At 41.3% G+C, this 23355-nt stretch carries 19 protein-coding genes; 4 read left to right on the top strand and 15 right to left on the bottom strand.

What is annotated here, in order from left to right:
- Positions 1–26 precede the first annotated feature (26 nt).
- On the bottom strand, positions 27–329 hold the full coding sequence (locus OWEHO_RS03685; RefSeq protein ID WP_014201122.1) for a GIY-YIG nuclease family protein: 303 nt from the start codon (positions 327–329) through the stop codon (positions 27–29).
- Between the two features lie 332 nt (positions 330–661).
- Here OWEHO_RS03685 and dapA point away from each other — a divergent pair, with 332 nt between their 5' ends.
- The 3 genes from dapA (at position 662) to OWEHO_RS03670 (ending at position 3655) form a co-directional block, all read left to right on the top strand.
- Complete coding sequence (dapA, locus tag OWEHO_RS03680) at positions 662–1543, top strand: 4-hydroxy-tetrahydrodipicolinate synthase (RefSeq protein ID WP_014201121.1); 882 nt, start codon at positions 662–664, stop codon at positions 1541–1543.
- 81 nt (positions 1544–1624) lie between these two features.
- The gene (locus OWEHO_RS03675) at positions 1625–2209 is read left to right on the top strand and encodes a penicillin-binding protein activator LpoB (protein ID WP_014201120.1); all 585 of its coding nucleotides are present in this window, start codon (positions 1625–1627) and stop codon (positions 2207–2209) included.
- A gap of 30 nt (positions 2210–2239) precedes the next feature.
- Complete coding sequence (locus tag OWEHO_RS03670; protein WP_014201119.1) at positions 2240–3655, top strand: COG3014 family protein; 1416 nt, start codon at positions 2240–2242, stop codon at positions 3653–3655.
- On the opposite strand, the gene OWEHO_RS03665 is transcribed toward OWEHO_RS03670, so the two are convergent.
- The 14 genes from OWEHO_RS03665 to OWEHO_RS03600 all read right to left on the bottom strand — a co-directional run bounded on the left by OWEHO_RS03665 (position 3652) and on the right by OWEHO_RS03600 (position 17559).
- Positions 3652–4122, bottom strand: a complete 471-nt coding sequence (locus OWEHO_RS03665) for a GNAT family N-acetyltransferase (protein WP_041627918.1) — start codon at positions 4120–4122, stop codon at positions 3652–3654. The genes OWEHO_RS03670 and OWEHO_RS03665 overlap by 4 nt on opposite strands.
- 10 nt (positions 4123–4132) lie before the next feature.
- Positions 4133–4552, bottom strand: coding sequence for an SRPBCC domain-containing protein (locus OWEHO_RS03660; protein WP_014201117.1), 420 nt, complete (start codon positions 4550–4552; stop codon positions 4133–4135).
- 66 nt (positions 4553–4618) lie between these two features.
- Positions 4619–5185: a Crp/Fnr family transcriptional regulator gene (locus OWEHO_RS03655; protein ID WP_014201116.1), complete on the bottom strand. Its 567-nt coding sequence runs from the start codon at positions 5183–5185 to the stop codon at positions 4619–4621.
- Positions 5186–5191: 6 nt separating this feature from the next.
- Positions 5192–5950 carry an META domain-containing protein gene (locus tag OWEHO_RS17780; protein ID WP_014201115.1) on the bottom strand — a complete coding sequence of 253 codons (759 nt, stop codon included), beginning with the start codon at positions 5948–5950 and terminating at the stop codon, positions 5192–5194.
- 48 nt (positions 5951–5998) lie between these two features.
- Positions 5999–7081, bottom strand: a complete 1083-nt coding sequence (locus OWEHO_RS03645; RefSeq protein WP_014201114.1) for an endonuclease/exonuclease/phosphatase family protein — start codon at positions 7079–7081, stop codon at positions 5999–6001.
- A gap of 74 nt (positions 7082–7155) precedes the next feature.
- A complete protein-coding gene (locus OWEHO_RS03640) occupies positions 7156–8070 on the bottom strand; it encodes a glutaminase (RefSeq protein ID WP_014201113.1) in 915 nt (304 codons plus the stop codon).
- A gap of 71 nt (positions 8071–8141) precedes the next feature.
- Positions 8142–10484, bottom strand: a complete 2343-nt coding sequence (locus tag OWEHO_RS03635; protein WP_014201112.1) for a GMC family oxidoreductase N-terminal domain-containing protein — start codon at positions 10482–10484, stop codon at positions 8142–8144.
- A 3-nt stretch (positions 10485–10487) separates the two neighbouring features.
- Positions 10488–11900: a patatin-like phospholipase family protein gene (locus OWEHO_RS03630; RefSeq protein ID WP_014201111.1), complete on the bottom strand. Its 1413-nt coding sequence runs from the start codon at positions 11898–11900 to the stop codon at positions 10488–10490.
- On the bottom strand, positions 11890–12273 hold the full coding sequence (locus tag OWEHO_RS03625) for a hypothetical protein (protein WP_014201110.1): 384 nt from the start codon (positions 12271–12273) through the stop codon (positions 11890–11892). Before OWEHO_RS03625 ends, OWEHO_RS03630 begins: the two co-directional genes overlap by 11 nt.
- A gap of 26 nt (positions 12274–12299) precedes the next feature.
- The gene (locus OWEHO_RS03620) at positions 12300–12803 is read right to left on the bottom strand and encodes a hypothetical protein (RefSeq protein ID WP_014201109.1); all 504 of its coding nucleotides are present in this window, start codon (positions 12801–12803) and stop codon (positions 12300–12302) included.
- Between the two features lie 17 nt (positions 12804–12820).
- The gene (locus tag OWEHO_RS03615) at positions 12821–13708 is read right to left on the bottom strand and encodes an acetoacetate decarboxylase family protein (protein ID WP_014201108.1); all 888 of its coding nucleotides are present in this window, start codon (positions 13706–13708) and stop codon (positions 12821–12823) included.
- A gap of 11 nt (positions 13709–13719) precedes the next feature.
- A complete protein-coding gene (locus OWEHO_RS03610; protein ID WP_014201107.1) occupies positions 13720–14736 on the bottom strand; it encodes an esterase/lipase family protein in 1017 nt (338 codons plus the stop codon).
- A gap of 86 nt (positions 14737–14822) precedes the next feature.
- Positions 14823–16505, bottom strand: a complete 1683-nt coding sequence (locus OWEHO_RS03605; RefSeq protein WP_014201106.1) for a metallophosphoesterase — start codon at positions 16503–16505, stop codon at positions 14823–14825.
- Between the two features lie 106 nt (positions 16506–16611).
- The gene (locus OWEHO_RS03600) at positions 16612–17559 is read right to left on the bottom strand and encodes a hypothetical protein (protein WP_014201105.1); all 948 of its coding nucleotides are present in this window, start codon (positions 17557–17559) and stop codon (positions 16612–16614) included.
- Between the two features lie 356 nt (positions 17560–17915).
- On the opposite strand from OWEHO_RS03600, the gene OWEHO_RS03595 reads away from it, so the two are divergent.
- Positions 17916–23348 carry a hypothetical protein gene (locus OWEHO_RS03595; protein ID WP_014201104.1) on the top strand — a complete coding sequence of 1811 codons (5433 nt, stop codon included), beginning with the start codon at positions 17916–17918 and terminating at the stop codon, positions 23346–23348.
- Positions 23349–23355 lie beyond the last annotated feature (7 nt).

Below are 23355 nucleotides of genomic sequence, written 5' to 3'. Positions count from 1 at the left end.
AATGAAGGCCCAGAATCCCTACGTAGCTATTTCAAATATTCATTGAAGTCCCAGTCCTCTGCAAGGTCGTTCCAATCAGGGTTTTCTTTTTCGATCAGTTCAATTTTCCACACACGTTTCCATCCTTTTATTCTTCTTTCAAGCTCAAAGGCTTCAGGAAATGTTTCAAAACTTTGAAACCAAATTAACTTACCAACATTATAACGGGCTGTAAAACTTGTCCCCACCATTTTGTTTTTGTGCTGAAATAACCTGAGCTTTAAATCTTTTGTAGACCCTGTATAAAGCACCGTGTTGTTTTTGTTGGTTAAGATGTAAGTGAAGTACATAACAGCAAGTTAGGTTATTTACCGTTTAGATTCCGGCTCCCGGGCCGGAATGCCCACACGGATGTCATTCCGGGCGGAGGAACGGAGACCCGGAATCTTTTGATTGCAGGATGAATTAAATTGTAGATTCCAGCTCTACGGCTGGAATGATTTCACGAACGTCATTCCAGGCGAAGGAACGGAGGCCCGAAATCTCGCACATGAATCACTGGAAAAGCGGTTTTTAAATAATACTAAGCCCAGGGATAGGTTTGTCGATACTCTGATTAAATTTGCCGCGCAATAAACGATAAGGGAATTCCGTGAGGAACACCCTCAAATTCAAACAAGCTATGAGTAAATTTAGAGGAACAGGTGTGGCGCTTATCACACCTTTTGACAGCGAGCACAACATTGACTTTAACGGTCTTGAAAAGTTGGTAAACCACTGCCTGGATAATGGTGTGGATTACTTAGTAGTAATGGGAACAACTGGCGAAAACGCTACCCTAAACAGTGCTGAGAAACAGGAAGTGTTGAAGTTTGTACAGAAGGTGAATAATGGCCGAAAACCTATCGTTTATGGTATTGGAGGTAACAATACCCGCGCTCTGGTAGAGACTATCAAATCAACGGATCTTAACGGTATTGATGCTATTCTTTCTGTTTCTCCATACTACAATAAACCTACTCAGGAAGGGATTTATCAGCACTTCAAAACTATTTGTGAGGCTAGTCCTGTGCCTGTTATTTTATACAATGTGCCAGGAAGAACTTCTTCTAACATGAGTGCTGCAACAACACTTCGTTTGGCAAATGATTTTGACAACGTAATTGCTGTAAAAGAAGCAAGTGGAGATATGGAACAGGTGATGAAAATCATCAACGAAAGACCAGAAGGTTTTTATGTGATAAGTGGTGATGACAACCTTACTTTGCCGATGATTGCTTGCGGTGGAGATGGCGTAATTTCCGTAAGTGGCCAAGGTTTTCCAAAAGCATTTACGGCTATGGTAAACAATGCTTTGGATGGAAATTTTGAAAAAGCGAGAGTAGATCATTACCGTCTTTTTGAGGTTACTAAAATGCTTTTTGCAGAAGGAAACCCGGGAGGAATAAAGGCTTCATTGAAGCATCAGAATATTTGCGAGGAGCACATGCGTCAGCCACTTTGGATGATCAGTGAAGGTCTTCGTGCAGATATCAAAAAAGAAATGGATCGTAACTCGTTGTAATAAAAGAACTTGTAGGTTTGGCATTTCAATTGCATATTGCCGACTATTCTTTATAAATAAAACCAACTAAAAATACCTTGTATGAAAATCAGAATAATAGCAGCAGCCCTTGTACTAGCCGGAGTAGCGGCCAGTTGTGATACCAGCAAAAGCGTAACCCGTGTTGATGAACGCGAACAAATAGACCTTAGCGGAAGATGGAACGATGTAGACAGCCGCTTGGTGGCAGCCGAGATGGTGAATGATGGTCTTACCCGTGTATGGTTGCAGGATTTTGTGGAAGCAGAAGGAAGAAAGCCAGCTATTATTGTTGGTTTGGTAAGAAACCGTAGCAGCGAGCATATAGCTACAGAGACTTTTATCAACGATATTGAAAGAGAGTATATCAACTCAGGAAAAGTACGCTTGGTGCAAGGTGGTGAGTTTAGAGAAGAGCTTCGTGCAGAAAAAGCAGACCAACAAAACAATGCTTCACTTGAAACCGTAAAACGTTTTGGCCGTGAGCTTGGAGCTGACTTCATTATGCAAGGCAGTGTAAATTCTATAACGGATGCCAATAGCAAAACCAAAGTAGTTTTTTACCAAGTAGATATGGAGCTTACAAATATCGAAACCAACGAAAAGGTTTGGGTAGGTTCTAAAAAAATCAAAAAGGTAGTAGAGTAGTCTTAGCCGTCATCTCTTTTTTCAAACCTTATGCTTTCTAAGAAAAATCAAAACGTTTTTCAAGGCTTTCTTTTGGCCTTAGTGGTAATGCTGCTTAGCGGCTGTGCAACTTATTACCAAAAGAACCTAAAATTTCAGGAGGCCTTTAGCAGCGGAGATTTAGAAGGAGCAAATAAACTTTTAGATAAAAATGAAAAGGCAGCCGAAGGTAGAAATCGGCTGCTCTTTTTTTTGAAAAAAGGTGTGGTGCTCCAAATGATGGGGCAATATGAAGAGAGTAATAAATACTTTGAGCAAGCATACATATATGTAGAAGACTACCGTAAAAATTACGGTATGGAAGCTCTTACGCTCATTAGTAATCCTACTGTAAAAGAGTATCCTGCCGAGGATCATGAAAAGGTGCTAATCCACTATTATAAAGCACTGAACTTTTTGAAAATGAACCGTCCACAGGAAGCCCTAGTAGAAGCCAGAAGGCTGAACAATAAGCTGAATGCCCTAAATGACCGCTATGAAAATAGGCCAAATAGATATGCGGATGATGCCTTTGCCCACGTGCTTATGGGGATAGCTTATGAAATGGATAATGATGTTAACAATGCTTTCATTGCCTATAGAAACGCGTACAATACCTATAAACAATCTTACACAGAAAACTTTGGAGTAAATGCTCCTGAGCAATTGAAGCAGGATTTGATGCGTACGGCATATCTAAACGGTTTTATTGAAGAATTGCAGCAGTACGAATCTGAGTTTGGAGTTGATTATCAATACCAGAAGAGGGGTGGGGGTGAGCTGATTTTCTTTTGGCACAATGGACTAGGGCCGGTAAAGGCGGAGTGGAGTATTAACTTCACCATTGTAAAAGGTGATGGTGGCGTGGTAACCTTGGTAAACGAAGAATTGGATTTGTTTTTCACATTTCCTATTCCAGAAAACGGTCAGGGAGGAAATGGCTTTGGTGACCTAAAATTGATTCGAGTGGCTTTTTCAAAGTATGAGTCAAGAATACCTGTTTTTAATCAAGGGGAGCTTGTATTAAATGGGAGTAATACGTATGATTTAGAAACTGCCGAAGATATTGATGCTATTGCGCGTTCTATTTTGCAAGATAGAATGCTGCGTGAAATTGGAGCAGCAGCACTTCGATTGGCCACCAAGCAAGCCGCAGAATACGCTGCTCGTCAGGAGAATCAGGACTTAGGTGCAGCAATATCTTTACTCAATGCACTAACCGAAAAAGCGGATACCCGCAACTGGCAAACCTTACCCTACAGTATTTCTTACAGTCGTATTCCGCTTAATGTAGGAGAGAATAAAGTAACGCTGAAAACCAAGGACGGCAAGGGAAATCAAAATTCTACGGATTTCATCTTTTCAGCAGATAAAGGAGAAACAGTATTTCACATTTATCACAGTTTAGAGAGTTTTAAGTTGTATTAAAGCTGCTTACTCCAAACCACCTTTACTGCGGATAGTTTATCCCCTTCAGGTTTTATTTCAGGCACAACTTTAAAACCATGTTTTAGGTAAAAACTTAGGGGAGAGGAGTATGGGGTACCATTAGTCTTCACATAATCAGCATGGTCTACCACCCAGCCCGAAAGCTTATCCGCATCCTTCTTGCCTTCATTTAATAGCTTTGAGCCAAATCCTTTGCCTTGTAATTTTGTGGAGACTATCATTCCAAACCAGGTTTCATTATCTCGGGTAAACTGAAAATGCCAACCCTGAATTGAGCCTGAATCATCACACATCAAAAAGTGCTTGTGATTTGTAACTCCATTTAAGTATTTATCAAAATCTTCAAGGCTTTTATGTGCCAATGCTTCTGGATATTCAGAGTTCCAAAGCTTAGAAAGCTCCACCTTTTGAGACTCTGTGATTTTAGTTGTTTGTAGAATATTCATTGAACCCATTCTAAGTTTGGTTTTCCACTCTTTCTTTTAGTTTTTGATTCAAATCTTCAAATCCCGGAAGGGTATCTTTTTGCAGTTTTCGCTTAAAAAGCCCAACCAAAAGTCCTTTGAATTTTTCAGATTGATGAAAAGTGGTGGTGCCATCTCCATTATCCTCAAGTTTAAAAGTATGCTCACCATCAAATAATCCTTTGAAAAGCAAATGCCCCAACCAGGTGAGTTGCTCATGTTCTTTAAAAACTAAAATTACTGGTTTAAAAGTCATTCCCGGAAGCTTTACTGTTATTCGTTCACCTTCCTTCACATTTCCCGTAAGGGACTGCACAAAGGGATTCCAGGTAGGGTAGGCATCAAAGTCTGTAAGAACTTGCCATACCTGCTGTGGCGTAGCATTTATTTTTATTGAAGTGTGAATTTTCATAATCGCATTTTTCTTTTGTGATACCACAAAGTTGCGATAGGCTCATATCACTCGGCTTGACATAAATCAAGAAATACTTTTCTTTCTGATTCTGCTTAGTGTTTCGGGTGTCATTCCTAGCATTGAAGCGATGTATTGTAAAGGCACTTGATTAAACAATTCACGCTTATAGGCAAAGAGCTGCTCATAGCGTTCTTCGGATGACATGGATATAAAATTGAACACGCGGTCTTCCAAAATCATAAAGCATTTTGCCAAAAATCGTTTTTCCAATTCAGGCCATTCGGGAATTAAGCCGCCAATTCGCCTATAGTTTTCTCTACTTATAGTGTACAGTTCACAATCAGTTATAGCCTGAATGTTTCGCCTTGCCGGAGCGTCAAAAACAAGCGTTCCGAGGTCCGTTATAAATTCACCGGGTGAAGATATCCATTGGGTTATTTCCTTGTCGTCCTTGGTTTCATACACTCTCAGGTAGCCACTTTTTATAAAACTCAAATTGGCATGAAAGCTTCCGGTTGTAGTATAGTTTTCACCTTTCGGTAAAAGTGTGTGCTCGAACAAGTCTTCTATCGTTTTGAGGTGAGCATCTGGGATTCCGAGGTAAGCCTGTATTTGATTTTCTAAAGTCATAAAACCTTAATCACCTTTTTTGAAAGTCAAAGAACCTGCATCATTCCACATCTTTAGTTGATTGTCACCAATTTCATAATCCATAGTTTGTCCGTTAAGATGTTTAAGAAATTTATCCTCAACACCTTGATTAATACAGGCCATAAGGGTATTCATTAATTGGCCTACCACTACTTGATTCTTTTTAAATGCAAAAGTTCCATTAATCTGGTTGCAACCACCAAAGCCATGCAGTCTTTTTTCTGAAATATTAAACTCTAAAGAGGGGCGAATAGCACCATTCATACTTACTTCCTGGTTGTCTATTTCAGTTAGAACCCAGATGTCATTCAATCTATAATCACCCTGATAATTCCCACAACCTAAGTATTCTACTGTTTCTGTATTGGTCACACTTACTCTTACCTTGTTATCATAAACTTCACCAGACATGTCATCTGTGCAAGGTTTGTGGTACACCATCACTTGGATATATCCATTTTCAAATTCTCCCTTATAGTTGGTGGCACTTATATCCTGAGGCTTTCTGATTTCTGATTTTTCCGTTTTTATATCAAATCGATTGTCATCTAATGACGAAAATCTTATCCCAGCATTTAAATCAACTATGACTACCCAAGAGGGTTCATTACTCATTGCTATAAACTCGGTGTAAGTGTTAGCCTGTGTTTTTTTTGCGGAATTAGCTTCAGCTGTTTTTTGGGAAGAGTTGCATCCTGCACTTAAGATTAGCGTAGTAAAAATGGAGAGACCAAATATTTTCATAAGATGATTTTACAAATTTTGATTGGATATATAAAATACTGTACCAAGTTACTCTTTAGCTACGGCATCCCTTTCACCATCTTCTGCTTTTCCCTCGGCTATAAGTTCATCCACTTCTTCCATTTCACCTTCTTCCAGGCTTTCTACATTTTCTTGGTTTAAGTTTTTGCCATTGTTGATTTGAAACTCGGCAAACAGCGGAAGGTGGTCGGAGCCAAACTTATCGAGGACGGTAAATTCATTCACATAAATGTCGGGCGTATGAAACATCTGGTCAATAGGAAACCTAAACCATCTATAGTTAGCATGAAAAGTAGAAATCAGTCCTCGGCCAATTCTTGGGTCTACAAGTTCTGCAGTTTTTCTGAAAAGCGTGCTTGCTTTTGACCAAGCTACGGTGTTAAAGTCCCCCACTACCACCGTTGCAGCATTTCCATCACGTACATTTTTGGCCACGCACATCAATTCGCCATCGCGTTCTTTTGAGTTTTCTTCTTCCGTAGGGCTGGGTGGTGGTGGGTGCACCCCAAAAAAGGTGAAATTATAGCCGTCATCCGTTTGCAGTTGGGCTTCAATGCTAGGAATATCATCAGCTACAAACCAATGCACATCTACCTTTTTGATTTTTAGGTTGGTATAAAAATGAAGTCCATAGGTATTTTCAAGTGGTACTTTTTTGTGATTTGGATAGTCTTTTTCTAAAACTTCCAAAGCTTTATCCCAGTCTTTGTTGGACTCTATGGTAAGTACAATATTGGGTTTGGTCTGATGCACCAAATCTATAAAGGGCTGATAATTTTTATTAAACTGATAAACATTTGCAGAAAGCAAGGTAACTGGCGCGGAATGTTTAGGCGACTTTTCTTGGGGAACAACTTTATAGAGTGAAGTATATTTTACCAAAATGCTGGCATTATAAACCATTAACAAAACTAAAAAAGCTTGAATACCCCAAATAAAGGGAGTGGCTTCTACAAAAATGAGAGCCAGCATAAAGGTGGCAAATTGAAGCACAACAAGGTGAACCTTAGTAAACTCAAAAACTCTGAACATCCAGTGAGGGTGGTCAATAAACGACAGAATAGAGGTGATAAGGATAAAAGCGGTTAAAGTGTAATAAATAATTTCCATAGGTGATCAAATTCACTCTAAAAGTAATCTTAAAAGGGAGTAAACCCACAATAAGAGGTTAGGGTTTTTAAATGTTAAAAAATGCCCATTCCGGTTTTGGTAGTAAGTAATTCCAAGGTTTTCATTCCCAGTACCGAATTACCCAATTTATTGAGCCTTGGGCTCCAAACAGCAACACTATATTCACTTGGGTATACGGCAGCGATTCCTCCACCTACACCACTTTTACCAGGCAGACCAACACGAAAGGCAAACTCTCCGGCTTCGTCATAAAAGCCGCAAGTAAGCATCAGAGCATTTATACGTTGACTTTGCTGTTTGGTTATAATTTTTTCTTTGGTGCCCAGCATACTTCCTTTATTGCTAAAAACCATAAAGGCATCAGCCAATTGCTTACAGCTCATTTCAATACTGCATTGATGAAAGTAAAAGTCTAACACATCTTCTACATCACCTTTTATGTTTCCAAAAGACTTGAGCATATTAGCCATAGCTCTATTTCTAAAACCGTGGTCTCTTTCGCTATTGGCAACTTTATAATTGTAGTCTATATCACGGCTGCCGGTCATGTTTCTCACAAATTCCAAAAACTCACCTTTGGGATCTTCCAACTTTTCTACCAGCATATCGGCTATTACCAGTGCGCCACTATTTATAAAAGGATTTCTTGGAATTCCCTGCTCATATTCCAGGAGAACCAATGAGTTGAATGAAGTTCCGGAAGGCTCTACGTCCATTCGGCTCCAAACTTTTTGGCCAAAATGGTTCATGGCTAGGGCTAATGAAAATACCTTAGTGATACTTTGAGCGGAAAATTTTTCGTCAGCATCGCCCATAGAAAAGCTTTGGCCATCCATGCACTTCAATGAAATTCCAAACTTATTGGGGTCTACATGAGCTAATTCAGGAATGTAATCGGCCACCTTTCCGTGCTTTACATCCAAGTTAATCTCCCGCTTTATTTCTTCAAAAATTGAGTTGTAGTCCATAAAATAGTGTTGTCTAAACGACAACTAATGTCTGCATTTGTTTGGCAATACAGCAAATAAACGGGGGTTGATTATCTGATTTTCTTAATGTACGTATCAAACACATTTCCTGAAAAGAACTTACCGAATGCCGCGATAGACGAAATACTCTCACTGGCACCTTTGGTATTCACAGATTTCATGGTGGTAAGTTGCGTCATAAAATCTTTGATCAAAATTTTAAGCATCCCCTTGCCAATCACCTCACCTTCTTTAGAATCACCTTTACGTAAAGTGATAAACAGGGTAGTGGTGTCTGCCCACACATCAAATCCCTTGTCGTTTTGCACTTGCTTAAATCCTTCAAAATAATAGTGCTCACCATTTACGTCCGTCAATACGCTGCTATATAGCATCTTTTTGGTGTCTGGATTTGCTTTGTCTTCTACAAAAAGGTTGAAGGTTCCATTAAGCGCTGAAAGTGGTTTGTCCGAAAGGGCAGGAGCTACCATGCTTCCCATCAGTCCGGCCTGGTGGTCTTTGTTTTGCACAAAAGTGTCCACATCTTCGGAATGTATGGTAAGGGTAAATTCAAAAGGTGATTTTGCTGCTTTTCCTTTATCATGGCCACGCTGGTAGTTTTCTTTTTCGTCAAGCGAAAAATAGCCGCGCATGGTTTCAGTAAACTGCACACCTTTGGTAACATTGTTTTGGCCTTCTTTTCGGGGAGCATTTTCAAAGCTATAATTAATAGAAGCACCCATACTTTCTGCAATTAGTTTGCAGCTGCGCTCAGCTAAACCGCTAATGGTGAGGAGAGGATTGGTACCAACAGATTTTGGAATCACCGCTCCATCCATCACATAAAGTCCGGGGTGTAAATCCGTTCCAGTGCTTCCCGAAAAAACCTGGCCTTTATGGTCTGTCACTCCGGTATTGGCATCGTTGGCCATACCGCAGCCGCCCAGTGGGTGAACCGTAACCAGATCAAAATCCATCATCTTATTCCAGGTTGGGTTTGGAACTTTATTCCCGCCAAGGGCCGAGGTGGCAGCAGTTAGTTCGCCATCTACTTTTTTAAATATTTCTTGCTTGCCCACACCTGGCCAGTCTATTTTTAATCGATCATCTTTCAGGCTCATTTTACCTTTTGAATCATCATGCGTCATCACCAAATAAATCTGTGTGTGATTTACTGCACCGTGAAATGGCCCTTTAAATAAGCTGGTGATTTCGCGCCACTTTTCACGCCAAAAATCTTTAAATCCTCTATCGGTATCATTTCCGAAAAGGCGGGAAACTGTAACCAGCGTACTTGCCATAATAGCACGAATTGGAGCAGGAACGGTACCTTCTTCGAGCGTCATGCCATCGACAATGTTATCACGATTTCGCATATCTATCACACTTGTGATACAGGGGCCCACATTCGCGATATCCTTTATTTCATTATCGCCCATTCCTATACCATTTATTGGCTGGTCATTATTGTAGCCAAAGGCCAATACATCGCCATTTCCAGTCATATTTTGCCCAAGCATATCTGAGGTGCTTAGACCTTTTGCCTTGGAACGAAGCAGTATTTCGGTGGAGCCTAAAGAGCCGGCACTTATGATTACATTATCTGCAAATACAAATAGTTCAGGTGCGTCAAATTTTTCCCTTCCTGTATTCAACACATTAAAAAACACCTTCCAGCGGCCATTGCTTTTCTCAATATGGCGAACATCAATATTGGTAAATATTTCTGCACCATGATTGTAAGCATCCGGGAGGTAATTCATGGCTGTTGTATTTTTGGCGCCTACGTTGCAGCCTGTTACACAATCTCCACAATTGTTGCATTTACCTTGTTTTATCCCAACATGATTTTCCTCTTTGTTTTCAAAGTTTACGTTGATGTCCAGCAGTCTAAATTCCTCAGACATATAATCCGCTGACTTTCTCATGGCCTCGGTTTTGGCCAAAATGGGGTAGCCATTTTTACCTTCAGGGTATGGATTGGGTTTTAGCATATCCCAAGCGCGCTCTACACCTTCATGAAAAGAAGAAATGTTGTTTCTGATTTCAGCGGGCCATGCATTGTCTTCCATTACCCGAGGCTCAGGCTTTATCGAAACATTGGCATTTACTAAAGAGGTTCCTCCCAACCCACAACCTTTGAAAACACTGATGCCATCGCCCATGGTAAAATCATAAAGCCCATTATTATCATCTGATTTTTTACCCATGTTAAAATTCATTTCTCCAGAAGCTTCTGTGAGCTTACTAGGGAAATCTCCAGGTAAAAACTCTTTACCTTTTTCTAAAAGACAAACCGACTTTCCGATGCGGCTCATCCGAGATGCCGCAATGCTACCCCCATATCCAGAGCCTATTACGAGTACATCGTAGCTGTTTTTTAATTCCGTAATGGGGCGTGATAGTTTTTTCATAATTCAGGAGGTTTTGGTTTTAACATGGTTGATAAAAGCTTTAAACATTTTGAGTTTTGCTCTTAGGCCGGTTCGTTTATCAGTTATGGTGGAAAGATTGGTGGAGTACAAAGATTTTAATCGGCTTCCCATACTTTGGTACAGTTTGCCTTCTATCATTGTGCTGCCGTCTTCGGCTTGTACTTTTATTTCAATTTGCTTAAAGCCTAAGCCCATCGCTATTTCTATTGGGCTGGATAGTTTTTGAACTGTTGTCAAAGTCATTTCTTTTCCGTCAAGTACAAACTTTGAAACTCCTTTCAACTCTTGATTTCCACCAATTATTTCATAGTTATAGGTTGGAATTTCTAGTTCCTCTCTTCCAATTTTTATACTTGAATAAACTTCGCATACTTGCTTATCAGGAAACTGGGCAAAGCGCGTGTAGATAAAAAGTTGAACCGGAGTTTGCTTAGAATTAAAAGCCAGCTTACCGAAATATTCGCTTCTAAACGTCAGAAGAAAATCAGGTTCCTCTGATGCACTGGCTGTTTCGTCCAATAACTCACCTTCTGGCTTATAATTCTGCAAATATCCTTTGGCCTGAGCATAGCCCATGTTTACCAGTTCGCGGGCATTTATTTTATTAAAGAAAAAGTCAGGGTCCAGCGGCAGTGGAATTTGAGATTTGATGACAAAGAGCTTTATTTTTTCATCGGCTGTAGCCAACTCGTTTAGCTTATGGATGTACCGGTATTCTTCCAATAAACCCCCATTGGCACTCATTTCTATCATGTGCACATATTGATGAAATGCACCTTTCAAATAATTGGGTGAATTGCCAATGGCCCACACAAGCCACAATTCTTTTGAACCTTGATTTACGGATTCAATTAGGTTGGCATCTTTTATCCAAACCGCATCAGTGTACCAATCCTCATCAATTTTTATAGCGGGCATAAATAGGGGAAGGGAAACACCGGCAATCAGATGGTCTTCTTTTACAGTAGTGTTTGGTTTTGCCTCTACACTTTTAGTTCTGAAATTACACACATTAAATGTGGCGTTGATTTCAGCATTTGCATTAATGTTTTTTAGGTTTATACCTAAATGCGGAAACACCTTTTTACGAATATTGTCAGCATCAGCGTAACCCTGCATTTTAAACATGTGGAGATAGTCCTTAACTTTTCGGGTGGAAACAAAGTATTTCAACTTTAAGGTTCTCCATTTTTCGGCCATCGTTTTTGGCGACAAGCCACTGGCCAACATTGAAGTATTGAATATCCCGCCAGAGGTGCCATCCACATGTGAAAATTGCAAACCTGATTCTTCCAATGCCATCAGTACGCCAGCCTGATAAGCCACGCGCATGCCTCCACCCGCCAATACAAGTGAGCGTTTTACCGCTGGATTTTTGGAAGGCTTAGTTAGCATTCTCTTTCAGTGTTTTGATGTAGTATAAAAACAGTATTCCCGAGATTAAATCAAAAATTGCCACACCCATTGCCATCCAGCTAAAAAGCTCATTGTACACCCCAAGACTCACAGCCACAAAGGCGCCAAGCTTTTGCATGGCGCACCAAAACACTGCTGTACGCGAGGTATGTGTTTGGTAAACGGTATGGAGCATCAAGCTGCCAAAAAGGGCCATAAACATCCCGACAATTCCAAAAAGATGTTTGGAAATATCTGTTACCTCTGCACCGATTACGTTAAGAACAAAGCCTGGCATTACCACTTGCGTGAGCCCGGAAACAACAGTGAGTACTGAGATAACAACTACAATAAGGTTTATGAATTTTTTCATGTGAGTGTGGTTCTTGTTAGCAATGTTTAAGCGGCTTGTTTTTCCCAATATCTTCTACGAGACTTGGCAATAAAAAAGTACATGGTAACGCCCCACATAATGGATAGGATAATCCAGCGCCAATCATTGAGGTACATCCACTCCTGTAGCAAATCTTGAAGCACAGCTTCACTTTCCACACCTTCTATAAATTGATTATTTACACTTTCAATGCCTGCTTGCTGGATGATAACAGGAGCAAGTAAACCAGGAATCCAAAGGATTGGCACCCACATCAAAGGGCTTTTCCATTCGGTGATAAGCATTATCAAAATAGCTACGGCCATTATAGGGATGGTCACAAAGAAAAACTTGGTGGCCAATGTAGTTTGAGGAATTATTGCATCGTAGTAATTATCCAGATTTAAAGTGGATGGATAGTTTGGAAACCAAAACAAATGCAGGGACCAAAACATTCCCAGATAAATGGAAGAGCAAAAGAAAATGTAGGCGTTGTTGATGTCAACTAAGGTTCGTACAAATGGACTCATAGCTTATGGTTTAACGGTTATTGAATCTTAAACTTTTCATAATCAGTTATAACAGGGTCAGGAAGCCAATCTTCGGAGTAGCCCAGGTTTACCACAGATTCCAGTCCTTCGGGCATTTCCTTCGGGGGAGTATCATACGTCATAAACCAACATTCAAAATGATCATCCAAAATACCATTGGCCTTAGGCATAAACGTGGTGAAAAAGGGATCTGGGTTGATGTCAATATTTCTTAAAAAAGAGACATTGGGGTGGTCGCCAATGTAAAGGTTGGCTTTGGCCTTTCCGAAGAAATTAGCCCCAGCCTTGGTGTCAAAATATATGTAGGAAGCCATCAACATATTTCGGAAACGGCAATAGTTTACACTTCCCACTTTTATGCGCATAGATGGCGACTTTGGTATTTCTATTTCAATTCTAAAAGCAAACTGCCCATCCTTTTCATATTGTGAGGTCACATGGTTTTCAGTTACCTTAAAGTCTAGGTTGGCCTTGTGTTTGGGCATTCCCCAGATTCCCTTTCCACCTTTTACGGACATCTCAGAGCTCACTGGTAAATCCAAAATATATTGACCTGTACCATATTTTTTTACCATCATGGCATTCAGTAAGCGTGGTGCGGGTTTGGAGCCATGGGTGCATGCAATTCCAATGCTGTATTCAATGTATTTGCCGATGCTCGTGTCAATGTAATTTATAATGGTAATGAGCAAGGCTGCTCGGCCATTCGGAAGTTTTAGCGCATGCACTTCATCACCGGGAAGTAGGGCATTTGCCTTTTCCCAATCGCAACTAAAACCAGCCATGAGTGCAGGTGAGTTTTTGGCATTTACGGGCATGGTGTAGGGGATGCCGTCTACTAAAGCGTATTTTCCGGTATATCGTTTTATTCTTTTGGGAGGCATAATTCTGTGGTTTAGTTTTGATTCAATTCATTAATCATAATTGGGAAAATATCCTTGTGGGAATTTTTTCCAAGAAAAACATCCAAATGGCTATACTCATCCAGCAAATACAATTTGTGCTTACCAGGATTTTTAGCTTCCAGATAAGCAAATGTGGCTTGTTGGCTATCGGCTAAAAAGCATTTGTTTTTAACACCTCCAAATAGGATTATTCGAGGGCTTCCAGGCAGTTTATCTACAGCGTAGTTTTTTACGGCCTTTTTATCATTAGGAAGTATAACACCCTTGCTTATGCAAAAGCGGATATGGTTGAAAAAGGAGAGGGGAACGGCTGCAAATTCATCTTCTATCCAAGTCATGGTGCGTTTGTCGAGGTTTTCCAATTCCCATAAAGCAGGCATCCCTGAGCCATAGGTAAAGCTTACAAATTTGCCCACATCGGTATCTTTTTCCCAATGTGTCATTTTTACTACAGCCTTCATCAACTTGGTTTTAAAGTCAGGAGCTTCCTTGGCCCATTGCGGGTTTAGAAAATCAAAAAGCTGGTGGACGATAGGCACCAAGACATTTAGCTTAAAGCGAGAAAAACCTGGAACTTTGGGATGTAACGAAACGGCATTGCTCACAATAGTAGTCACCTGAGGAACCAGGCCTAGAGCCACCGAAATCATAAAGCTCGTGCTGCCTTGGCAATGAATTAAAGCTTTCAGATTTTTACTCCCCGTAAGTTCTAATACCTTTTGCACAGCGGCCGGATGGTCGTTTCGGGCCACCACATCCAAATCCCATTCAGTAGGTGGCAGGTCGATGCTGGCGCGCCAGTTTTCCAGCCACACATCGTAGCCGTCATCAGCCAGCATTTCCACAATGTTTTGCTCATTGGGCGGGCAAAATATATCGGCTCTCACTCCGGCTCCATGAACCAACAAAATGGGCCCTTTACTCGGATTTGGAGACAGGTAATGTTTTAGGTTGCACTTGAAGCCATCCAGAGCGGTAAACTCGATTGTTTCAAATTCAGACTTCATACGATGCTTAGTTTTTAAAGGTTATACCTAAATAAATACAGCGTAATCGAATTAATGATGAGTGGAGCGGGTTGAGCATGAAAGGCCTAAAACCTAATGGTGATGGGCTTTTCTATAAGTTGATAGCCTATTGGCTTATTTGCTGTAAAAGGTGGTTTGGCATTTTTGCCGGAAGGCTGCCAATGCGATACATTTTTTACTCCAATTGGATAAATGGTGACTTCATCCTTAGTAACGTGCAGTCGCAAAAAGTTTTTGTAGCCTTCCCATTTTAAAGAAGAATAGGCCTCATTATCATGATTGCCGAGTACCAAATTTGAAAAGATAAGGTACAGGCCAAATAGGAATCCTCCAAGTAGAAAGCCCACAACCAGACAGCCGGCTATTACGATGCTCATAGCTTTGAGCTGTGACAATGGCTCCAAGTATGGATTTATTTTTACGAAAAGTAAAAAGGAAAAAAGCATCATTTTGGCTTGACCAATACCGTGAAGGTAGCCGGCTAATGCATAAGGAAAAGTGCTTTTGAATTTAGGATTGCAAGGCGTAGTTTCGGCAAAAGCTCCAAGGCCAACAATGACCAAAATGAGCAATAAAAAGATGCCCGGGTTAAACAGAATTTCCTTAAGTAAAGGAACTAAACCGAGATTAGGATTTACACCAGTGCCAAAGCTTAAAAAAAGTAACCAACCTACCAGTGCATAAATTGCGCCCAAAACGAGCGACATTTTAAAATTGGCAAAGGGAAATTTAAAGTTGTTGAACAAGAGTTTTTTAGACTCACCAGAAGAGGGGAAGCGTGACTTTAGAATAAGGTCACCGCCAAAAATATCACCAATATGTTCAGGTAGATTTTGAGTAGGGTGTAGAAAAGCACCTCCACCACCAGCGGTAATTTTCATGCCGCCATTTTCATTTTCATAGCGAGCATAATGATGCCAGTCACCAGCGAGGGTAAGGATTTGCTTAGCATAGGGTTGTGCGGTACTGTCATTTATGGCACAAAGCTTCTTCTCAAAAAACTCAAGGTTATTGTTGGCGTCAGATTTTTTGGAAGTAGAGTAGACCCAAGTAGGCTCGGCTGTGCAGAGGATGATTTTTCCACCTTGTTTTACCTCCTCTTTCAGTACATTTTCAAAATATTGGATTTGATTAAAATCAACATCCGAATTGAGTTGAACATCAATACCAAACAGCCACATGTTATGTGGGAGTTTTAAAGCAAAATAGCTGCGCTTTTGTCGTGTTCGCCAGTTGCCAATCCAGCGCTGCTGGCAAAATACTTTTATAAATGTGGTGAGTCCATCATACCAATCATGATTGCCAGGAATGGCGAAGAGATGAGGAGCACGATCGCCATTATTATCTGTGTTATCTGCGGGTAGGGCAGTTGCATACGGGCCTTGTAAGCGGTTTCTATATTCTTCTCTGGTGGCAACAGGATAGACCTGGTCTCCACCCATTATTAAAAGCTTTCCGCGAGGGATTTTTTGTCCGTCTACTTCCAGTTCTTCTTTAGCCAAAAGCGTAGCCATTGTAAAGGTAGCGTCAAAGCCATCGCCCGTATCTGAAATGTAATCTACCCAAATGTCATCACGTCCTTGGGAATAATCATGGGCCTTGGAATCTTCCTGCTGATAAAGTGCAGCTTGTATTTCACGCTTGTCGTTGAAATTTCCGAAGATGCCCGAAATCACAGCTTTTATGCCCGTGTTGGCCAGCTGTTTCGGGTCATACCATTCTACACTTTTTTGTGGTTTAAAGTCCATATTGCGGTTAGGTTGATGTTAATTTGGAGCTTAACATCTTAAAAGTACTGCTTTTTGAACTTTGTGCATAGCGAAATGAGTCATGCGCACTAATGGCGGATAATTGCTACCAACCTTTACGTATTTGGCGAATGGCATTATTGGCAATATCGCTCAAGTCTTTGCCAGAAGATTCAAATTTTCCAAAGGTGGTTTTGCCGTCAGCCAAATAATAGGAACCCTTAGCATAGTCTACTAATTGGCCATTTTTATCCACTAAGTTTCCATATCTCCAAGTATCTTCCAAAAATTCAGCTTGAGCTTCCGGATTAAAATCCAGCCAGTCGGTTTTGTGGCGATTTTCAATTTCTTTAAACCAGTTGTAGGCATCATCTACAAACCATTGCGCACCAAGGGCATCAGCCGTGTAGCGGTTTCCGGTGTGATGATATTGCCAGCTGTGTGAGCACTCATGCACCAATAAGCTGGTTGGGAATGAATCTGTTTTGAGGTACAGTGTATTTCCTAAGGTAAAGGCACGAGGCGTTGCGTCAAATATTCCGGCATGGCCTGTAATTATTCGTATCAAATAAAGATTCATGCCTTTGTGAAAGATTTTCTGAAGTTCCGCTTTTTCATCTGCGTTAAGCGGCCGCTCAAAACCTTGAAGGTAAAAGATAGATTGCACCAAAGCGATTAGCTTACCAATCACCAGAATAATGGTACCTATAGCAGGTGAGGCCAAATCCCAAAGTCCGTGAAGAATGACTGGACCCTGACCAGTAAGTATTCCTCCCACAATTTTAATGGAAGCTCCAAGCAAACCTGCACTAATTCCAAAAACGCACTTCATAATAGCCCCTAAAATGGAGCAGCTGTTTTTAAGCACATTGCCCAGCCAAGAAAAGAGTGGCTTTGCGCCAATCTTGTTACCAAACCAGTATAGGCCATCGAGGCATGTTGTGCCTATTATTTCAGGGATAAAGGCCACAGCATTGCCCACATCATTCACAAAATACTCCAGAGTGCGGGCATTGGTTTTAACAGAATTTTTAATGGATTCCCATGAAGCCATGCTTTGGTTTTGGAGGTTTAGGAAGAGAAAGGTAGCTGTTTTTGGTAAATGATTACCCTATTAAAATGGTGTTTAAACAGCTATTGCAAATTGTCAAACTTAAGCTACCAATTACTCATTTCATTTTGCCGATGGCAAGCCTTCTCAGTACTTTTAGTTTCATTAAACGGTAAATATGTAGATCAACATATTTGCGCCAATGGCTCAACTCAAATAGTATATGTTGTGACTCCAAACCTTCAAAGCCATTGGTTTTCTTTTGTCTAGAATCACGGTTTTATAGTTTTTGAACTGACCATAACATTCTAAAGCTTTCGTTGGATTTAGAAAATAGATGTCATTTCAATACTAAACCGATGAGCACCACAAACCAAACACTGAGCTTAGAAGAGCTTTTAGGACCTCTTACCTTAAAAGGGGCACAGGAGAAAAAGGATTTCGATAGACTTTCAAAATATATTGAGGTAAGCAAAATTTCACAGCCACGTTCGAGTAGTGGAGGTAGAGCGTTTGAAAAATCTGATGCTTATGATATTCGTAAAGTAGCCCCAAGCCATTTAAAGAATATTAGCAGAGTAGCGAAGGCAAGAGAAGCGAGTTCCCAAAAAGAAAAATACGTAGTTCACAAAAGAGAGCAGCCTTTTCTCAGCAATCTGCTTTCAGGCTCGATGCCGGAATGGGCCAATGGAGCAAAGCCAGAGGCTAGTGTGGGGCCATTTGTTCAACTGGATAGCCGTCAAGTTTGGTTTGACTTTTACCCAATATTAACTTTCTCAAAATTATTTTTTGATGGAGACATCGGCCCGGCTTTGCTTTTTAAACCCGCTGGAATAAGAAAGTTAGCCAGCAAGGCTTTTGCTACAGCTTCCGAAGATGTAAAAGAAATAAGGGCAGACCTCAAGCGGGATGTAAAAATAAAAGAGCTCAAAATCAAAGATAAAATAGTGCTTCCCACCCGTGGTACTACCATTACCTTAGGTAAAGGAAGTATCTGGATTCAATCCAAATATTTGGCTAATGGTGCCCCAGGAAATGGCTATACAGGCCTCACCATAAAAGGAGGAACCATAAGCTTTAGCAAAAAGCCAATAAGCACGGGTAGCTCTTACAAAATAACGGCCACTACCAAGGTGTCGATTGAGCTTGAGCTAGATCAACCGGCAGGGCCTGCTCATAGCAAAGACAAGTTTGGTCAGGATGCCAAGGATATGCAACTAAAGTTGAGTAAAACTTTAGCATTTCATTTTACCAAAAATGCTCACGACATCGACAAAATAGCACCTGCTTCATGGGGTTTATATGGGCATGGAATGGCATTTAATTGGGGCAAAGCAACACCTGTGTATAATGCAGGCTTGTCGCAAATATTGATTCCTTTAAAACATAAACCTACCTCGCTGGAGGTGCAAAATTCCAATTCGGCTTTTTGCCAGATGGGAGGGAAGGCCACCATCGCTGAATCGTATTGGGGCTTACCTGTGGCTGAAATTGATTTAAGCAAACCTTCGGCTGCTGCCGGAATTGGCGGTCTACTTTTGAGATGCAAACAAGGGCTAAATGCCAAATGGGCAAATTTGAAAGGAGCAGTATTCCCATTGCATAACCCTTGGATTTTAGGTGCGCCTGGCGCTCTCATTATTTTAGATGAAAAAACTAAAAACCAGCAGGCTCGGCAAAAATTGATTTTATGGCCGGATAAAACGGCTTTGTTTCAGAATAGTGTAGAATTGAGTTTTGAGCAAGAAAACACTTTGGTCCTGGCTTTCAGTGCCGAGGGCCAGGAATTGGTGCAAACCTTAGCAAACGCAGACTTTGATATTGACCGTCCTGTGAAGGTGGATGCATTGCCCCCCGAGGTAAAATCAAAAAACTCACTTTTGATGATGTCAGTGAGCAAAGCCACCAAACTGGTGTACTTGCTGGACACAAACATGCTTGAGGATGCACTTAAGGAGGACACTAATAATTTAGATATACTCAAGCCAATTTCTCTGGCCTTGAGTAATGCACTCTTTAAAGTGAGCAAGCCCAATGGCTGCGTACTTTTTGGAAATCTAAGTTCGGATTTTTTGTCTGTGATAAGCGGAAACCTCTTCCTCACTTTTGGGCTGTACAATTACATCCCCACACTGCCCGACCCTTATGCGGCCAACTTGGGCGTTCTCCGTAGAAGTTTGAATGTAAGGGATGTGCGTGGTGAAAATGTGAGTTATGCCAGAAGTAGTTTTGTTGGTGCCATTCAAAATTGGCTGGTAAGCCGAACCCAATGGGAAGCACCTGAAGGGAAGCCGAAAGAAGCCGAAGTAAAAGTTTCGTTCCACTTTGCTTTTGGAGCTAATCAGTTTTCGGGAATCAATCTACAGGAGGAAGAGGCACAGAAAAAAGGTTCTTTAGATAATTCAAAAGGAAATTATGTTGCGGCAAACTCAGGTAAAATTGCCGCAAGTCGAAGAAATACGGGCGCTAGAAATACAGGCACAGGTGACAGCAACCAGGTGGAGCCCAATTTATCTGCTTATATGATGTCACATTCCGCGTCAAGCGATTTACCACCAGACTATAGGGGCGTGTGGGATAAAGCAACTGTGCATTTACAGAGGGACAACTTTGCCTTGCTCGATGTTAGTTCCAATGCCGATTTGCTCGGAATAAGTTTTGACGTGAGCCGTGGCGGTGAAAGAGATCCGATTGGAGCGGCATCCACTCAAAGTACCAATGCTTTCCCGCTGAGTATAGAAGGGATGGATGTGGTGAGCCCGGGGCAAAATGTGAAAACCTTTACCGTTCCTCAAATTTCATGGGAGCCGCTTATAAACCTCACCCCATCAGCAATTAATGGAGACCCGGACCAAGGCTATAATTATTATCCTGATGATGGCGGGCCAATGCGAATAGTAAACAATGGAGAGGATACCGTGGCTTTGGCACCTATTCCCCTGACAGATTATTTGTTCGAAAACTTTAAAAACGACACTCAAAATTTTACGGCTAAGTCCTTACTCACCTTGCCTTTTGGTTTGAAGGCATTGGCAGTTTTACAAAACACTTATCGAGGGCCAGATGAAAATGGACAGCTTATTCCCCGTAAGGGAACGGAGTTTTTGAGGAATTCAGAAAAATTTGAAAACGAAGTAAGAGGTGGTCGCCAAATACAATTGAATGCTGGAAAGGCTTATATAAATGGCGAATCTGACATGTTTGTGGGAAGTACCATCCAGTTAAATAACGTGCTCGACTTTACCGGAAACGGGGATGGGGATAGCACCTTGGGGAAAACCGTTACCGAAATATTCAACGATGAATTTTTACTAAATCCATATGACCCGGAAAGACAGCGGGGAGTTCCACTTACACGAATTGATCTCAGCGGATATGGCGCCAGTACATTTAGCAATTGGCTAAATCCTACCGCAGCATTTGCCTCTACAAGCCAGGCTAAGTTTGATATTATGCTTGGCCGTACTTCTCATGAAATTATTCAAGTAAAGAGTATCATTTATCCATGGGCAATCAAGGTGGTGCGTACCATTACTATTTTCAGAGTAGGCTCGGGTTATGTGTATAGGTTTGATTCAGGATGGAGAGCTGAGAGCAATGGTAACTTTGACTTCCGCTATTTTGTGAATATTGTGCCTGATGCTAAAACAGAAATGGATTCTCCATTTGAAATCCACCCGGGAATTGTAAAAGGCCTTTACAATGTTCAAAATATTGAAGAAACCGAAGAAATAGCCTTTGAAGCCGGAACCATGACTTCGCCCAAAATAGTGAATGGTGACGGTTTGTATGTAGATAACCCTGCTGCTGGTGACGCCTTGAATTATAGGCTACAGCCCGTGTATTTTGATGCTGACATTGAAATAGAAGATACCACGGCAGGTTTCGTAGAAAAAACCATTGACGGCAAAAAGAAAAATGTAGTGGCCTCAAAACGCATAGTGGGCTATGTACAATCTGCGCCACGCGGTATTCCAATCACACCAGAAATTTTGAGAAACCTCGTGGTGGCTCAGTTAGGAAGTATTGGGGGAGGAATAGACTGCGAAGTCAACCTTGCCAAGAGTACCCAAAAAATGCGTCTCAACCGATTTGACTTTTCAAATTCTGTTGGCAGCAATGGCAGCGATATTGTGTTTGCCTTGGCGGGAAGGGGTAGTGTAATGCTTCCCAAAGAAGGTTCGTGGACGATGGTACAGCATGAGGCTGCAAGTGGCGAGGTTACACCAGTTCCTCCAAGCTATAGTATTCCTATTATTAGGGAAGGAAAAGTGGTGAAGGATGGAGAGTTGGATGTGAAAATCGATAAAAACCCGAATTCGGTTTTAATCAGAATGGCGAATCCTTCAGAGCTTTTACAATCGCCAACAGAAAGCACGATCAACTTTGGCATTCTTCAAAGCACGGATACGCAAAAAGCTTTGTTCCTAAACCCCTCATTTGAACAAAATAAGAAGAAGCTTTTTAGCAGAACACCACCACTCTTTGTGGATGCCTTTAGGATAGTAAATTCAAAATCTATATTCCCCAATATTGGTGATGCTATTTCTGATTTTGGTGAGGCAGTTCAACTGAAAATAGAAAACGCTAGCCCTTTTGACACAGGAGCCTTAACTGATTTAGGGGAAACCGTAAGTGAGTTGATGGACATTAGCGATGTGGTGGATGGCGCCAAGCAGCAGGCTTTTAAGCTCCTTCGCAAAGCTGGTGAAGAGGCTAAGAAATTTGACTTACCACCAACCGAGTTTGAACTTATAAATGTGGATGAAGGTACTTTTAGGATTTACATTGAGTACAAAAATAACCCTAAAGATAAAAGTAATGCGAACGATCCTGAAGTGGAGGGTGAGCTTGAATTTGACATTGACTCTATTGCTCAGGGTGTTGCAGATACATGGAAAAGTAGGATGGGCAACATCGGCTTGGTGCTTGACCTGGCCGGAATAAATCGATTGATGACCATCCGTGGCTCTTGGGATTCGGCCAAAGGTTCGGAGCCATCATATCCAAAACCTAAACTGGAGTTTGCCGATGAACTGCAACCTGTGATTGATATTCTTGAGATTTTGCAACAAATACAGACTCAAGACTATGCGGGGGCGGTAGCCGGAGGATTGAAACTGGCTATGAGCAACAAGGCAGGAAGTTGGGAATATAAGTTTGAAGCGTCTAAGGAAATTCCGGTATTGCGCTTCCCGCCTACAGATGTGGCGTATAATGACCCCAATTGTCCTTTCAAGTTAGAAGCTGGATTGAAAGTAGGAGCCTATTTTAATGCTGCTTTGATGGTAAATAGTCAAGGAGCAGAATTGCTGCCTAGTGCCGGTGGATTCTTAGGTTTTTACGCTCGCCTTTCGGTAATGTGTGTTTCTGTTTCGGCAGCCACTGTCTATGCTTTGGGGCAAGTTAATATGGACATTGCGGCTGACACCGCCATCGGGCCATCCTTGCGGATGAAGTTTGGCTTTGGAGCGCAAATAGTAGTTGGACTTCCGGTAGCCGGAAATGTAAGTGTACTGTTTGTGGTAGGTGTAGAAATTTTTGCAGCCTCAGGAATTATTGAAGTTTCAGGTTCTCTATTATTTGAAGGTCATGCCGAAATATTGGGCGGAATAGTGGCGATTACCATTCGCATAGAAGCCAAAGGAACGGTGAGCAAGAAAACACTGCCGGGAGCTGAGCCTCGCACAGATATGGCCTGCCAGGTAACTTTCGGTCTGGATATAAGTATCGCCTTTATCATCAACATTAGTTTCTCAGAATCATGGCAAGAGCAACGCCAAATAGCCTAACCTAAAA

Source organism: Owenweeksia hongkongensis DSM 17368, from assembly GCF_000236705.1.
Classification (GTDB): Bacteria; Bacteroidota; Bacteroidia; order Flavobacteriales; family Schleiferiaceae; genus Owenweeksia; species Owenweeksia hongkongensis.
The sequence above is the reverse complement of the archived record's forward strand: the minus strand, read 5'-3'. Positions and strand labels throughout refer to the sequence as shown.

What these genes read in the sequence shown, in the direction of transcription:
- OWEHO_RS17780 (WP_014201115.1), bottom strand. Translation starts at nt 5,950, where the DNA reads ATGAAAATATTTGGTCTCTCCATTTTTACTACGCTAATCTTAAGTGCA.
- OWEHO_RS03685 (WP_014201122.1), bottom strand. Translation starts at nt 329, where the DNA reads ATGTACTTCACTTACATCTTAACCAACAAAAACAACACGGTGCTTTAT.
- OWEHO_RS03635 (WP_014201112.1), bottom strand. Translation starts at nt 10,484, where the DNA reads ATGAAAAAACTATCACGCCCCATTACGGAATTAAAAAACAGCTACGAT.
- OWEHO_RS03660 (WP_014201117.1), bottom strand. Translation starts at nt 4,552, where the DNA reads ATGAAAATTCACACTTCAATAAAAATAAATGCTACGCCACAGCAGGTA.
- OWEHO_RS03655 (WP_014201116.1), bottom strand. Translation starts at nt 5,185, where the DNA reads ATGACTTTAGAAAATCAAATACAGGCTTACCTCGGAATCCCAGATGCT.
- OWEHO_RS03600 (WP_014201105.1), bottom strand. Translation starts at nt 17,559, where the DNA reads ATGGCTTCATGGGAATCCATTAAAAATTCTGTTAAAACCAATGCCCGC.
- dapA (WP_014201121.1), top strand. Translation starts at nt 662, where the DNA reads ATGAGTAAATTTAGAGGAACAGGTGTGGCGCTTATCACACCTTTTGAC.
- OWEHO_RS03640 (WP_014201113.1), bottom strand. Translation starts at nt 8,070, where the DNA reads ATGGACTACAACTCAATTTTTGAAGAAATAAAGCGGGAGATTAACTTG.
- OWEHO_RS03675 (WP_014201120.1), top strand. Translation starts at nt 1,625, where the DNA reads ATGAAAATCAGAATAATAGCAGCAGCCCTTGTACTAGCCGGAGTAGCG.
- OWEHO_RS03630 (WP_014201111.1), bottom strand. Translation starts at nt 11,900, where the DNA reads ATGCTAACTAAGCCTTCCAAAAATCCAGCGGTAAAACGCTCACTTGTA.
- OWEHO_RS03665 (WP_041627918.1), bottom strand. Translation starts at nt 4,122, where the DNA reads ATGAATATTCTACAAACAACTAAAATCACAGAGTCTCAAAAGGTGGAG.
- OWEHO_RS03605 (WP_014201106.1), bottom strand. Translation starts at nt 16,505, where the DNA reads ATGGACTTTAAACCACAAAAAAGTGTAGAATGGTATGACCCGAAACAG.
- OWEHO_RS03610 (WP_014201107.1), bottom strand. Translation starts at nt 14,736, where the DNA reads ATGAAGTCTGAATTTGAAACAATCGAGTTTACCGCTCTGGATGGCTTC.
- OWEHO_RS03625 (WP_014201110.1), bottom strand. Translation starts at nt 12,273, where the DNA reads ATGAAAAAATTCATAAACCTTATTGTAGTTGTTATCTCAGTACTCACT.
- OWEHO_RS03670 (WP_014201119.1), top strand. Translation starts at nt 2,240, where the DNA reads ATGCTTTCTAAGAAAAATCAAAACGTTTTTCAAGGCTTTCTTTTGGCC.
- OWEHO_RS03615 (WP_014201108.1), bottom strand. Translation starts at nt 13,708, where the DNA reads ATGCCTCCCAAAAGAATAAAACGATATACCGGAAAATACGCTTTAGTA.
- OWEHO_RS03595 (WP_014201104.1), top strand. Translation starts at nt 17,916, where the DNA reads ATGAGCACCACAAACCAAACACTGAGCTTAGAAGAGCTTTTAGGACCT.
- OWEHO_RS03620 (WP_014201109.1), bottom strand. Translation starts at nt 12,803, where the DNA reads ATGAGTCCATTTGTACGAACCTTAGTTGACATCAACAACGCCTACATT.
- OWEHO_RS03645 (WP_014201114.1), bottom strand. Translation starts at nt 7,081, where the DNA reads ATGGAAATTATTTATTACACTTTAACCGCTTTTATCCTTATCACCTCT.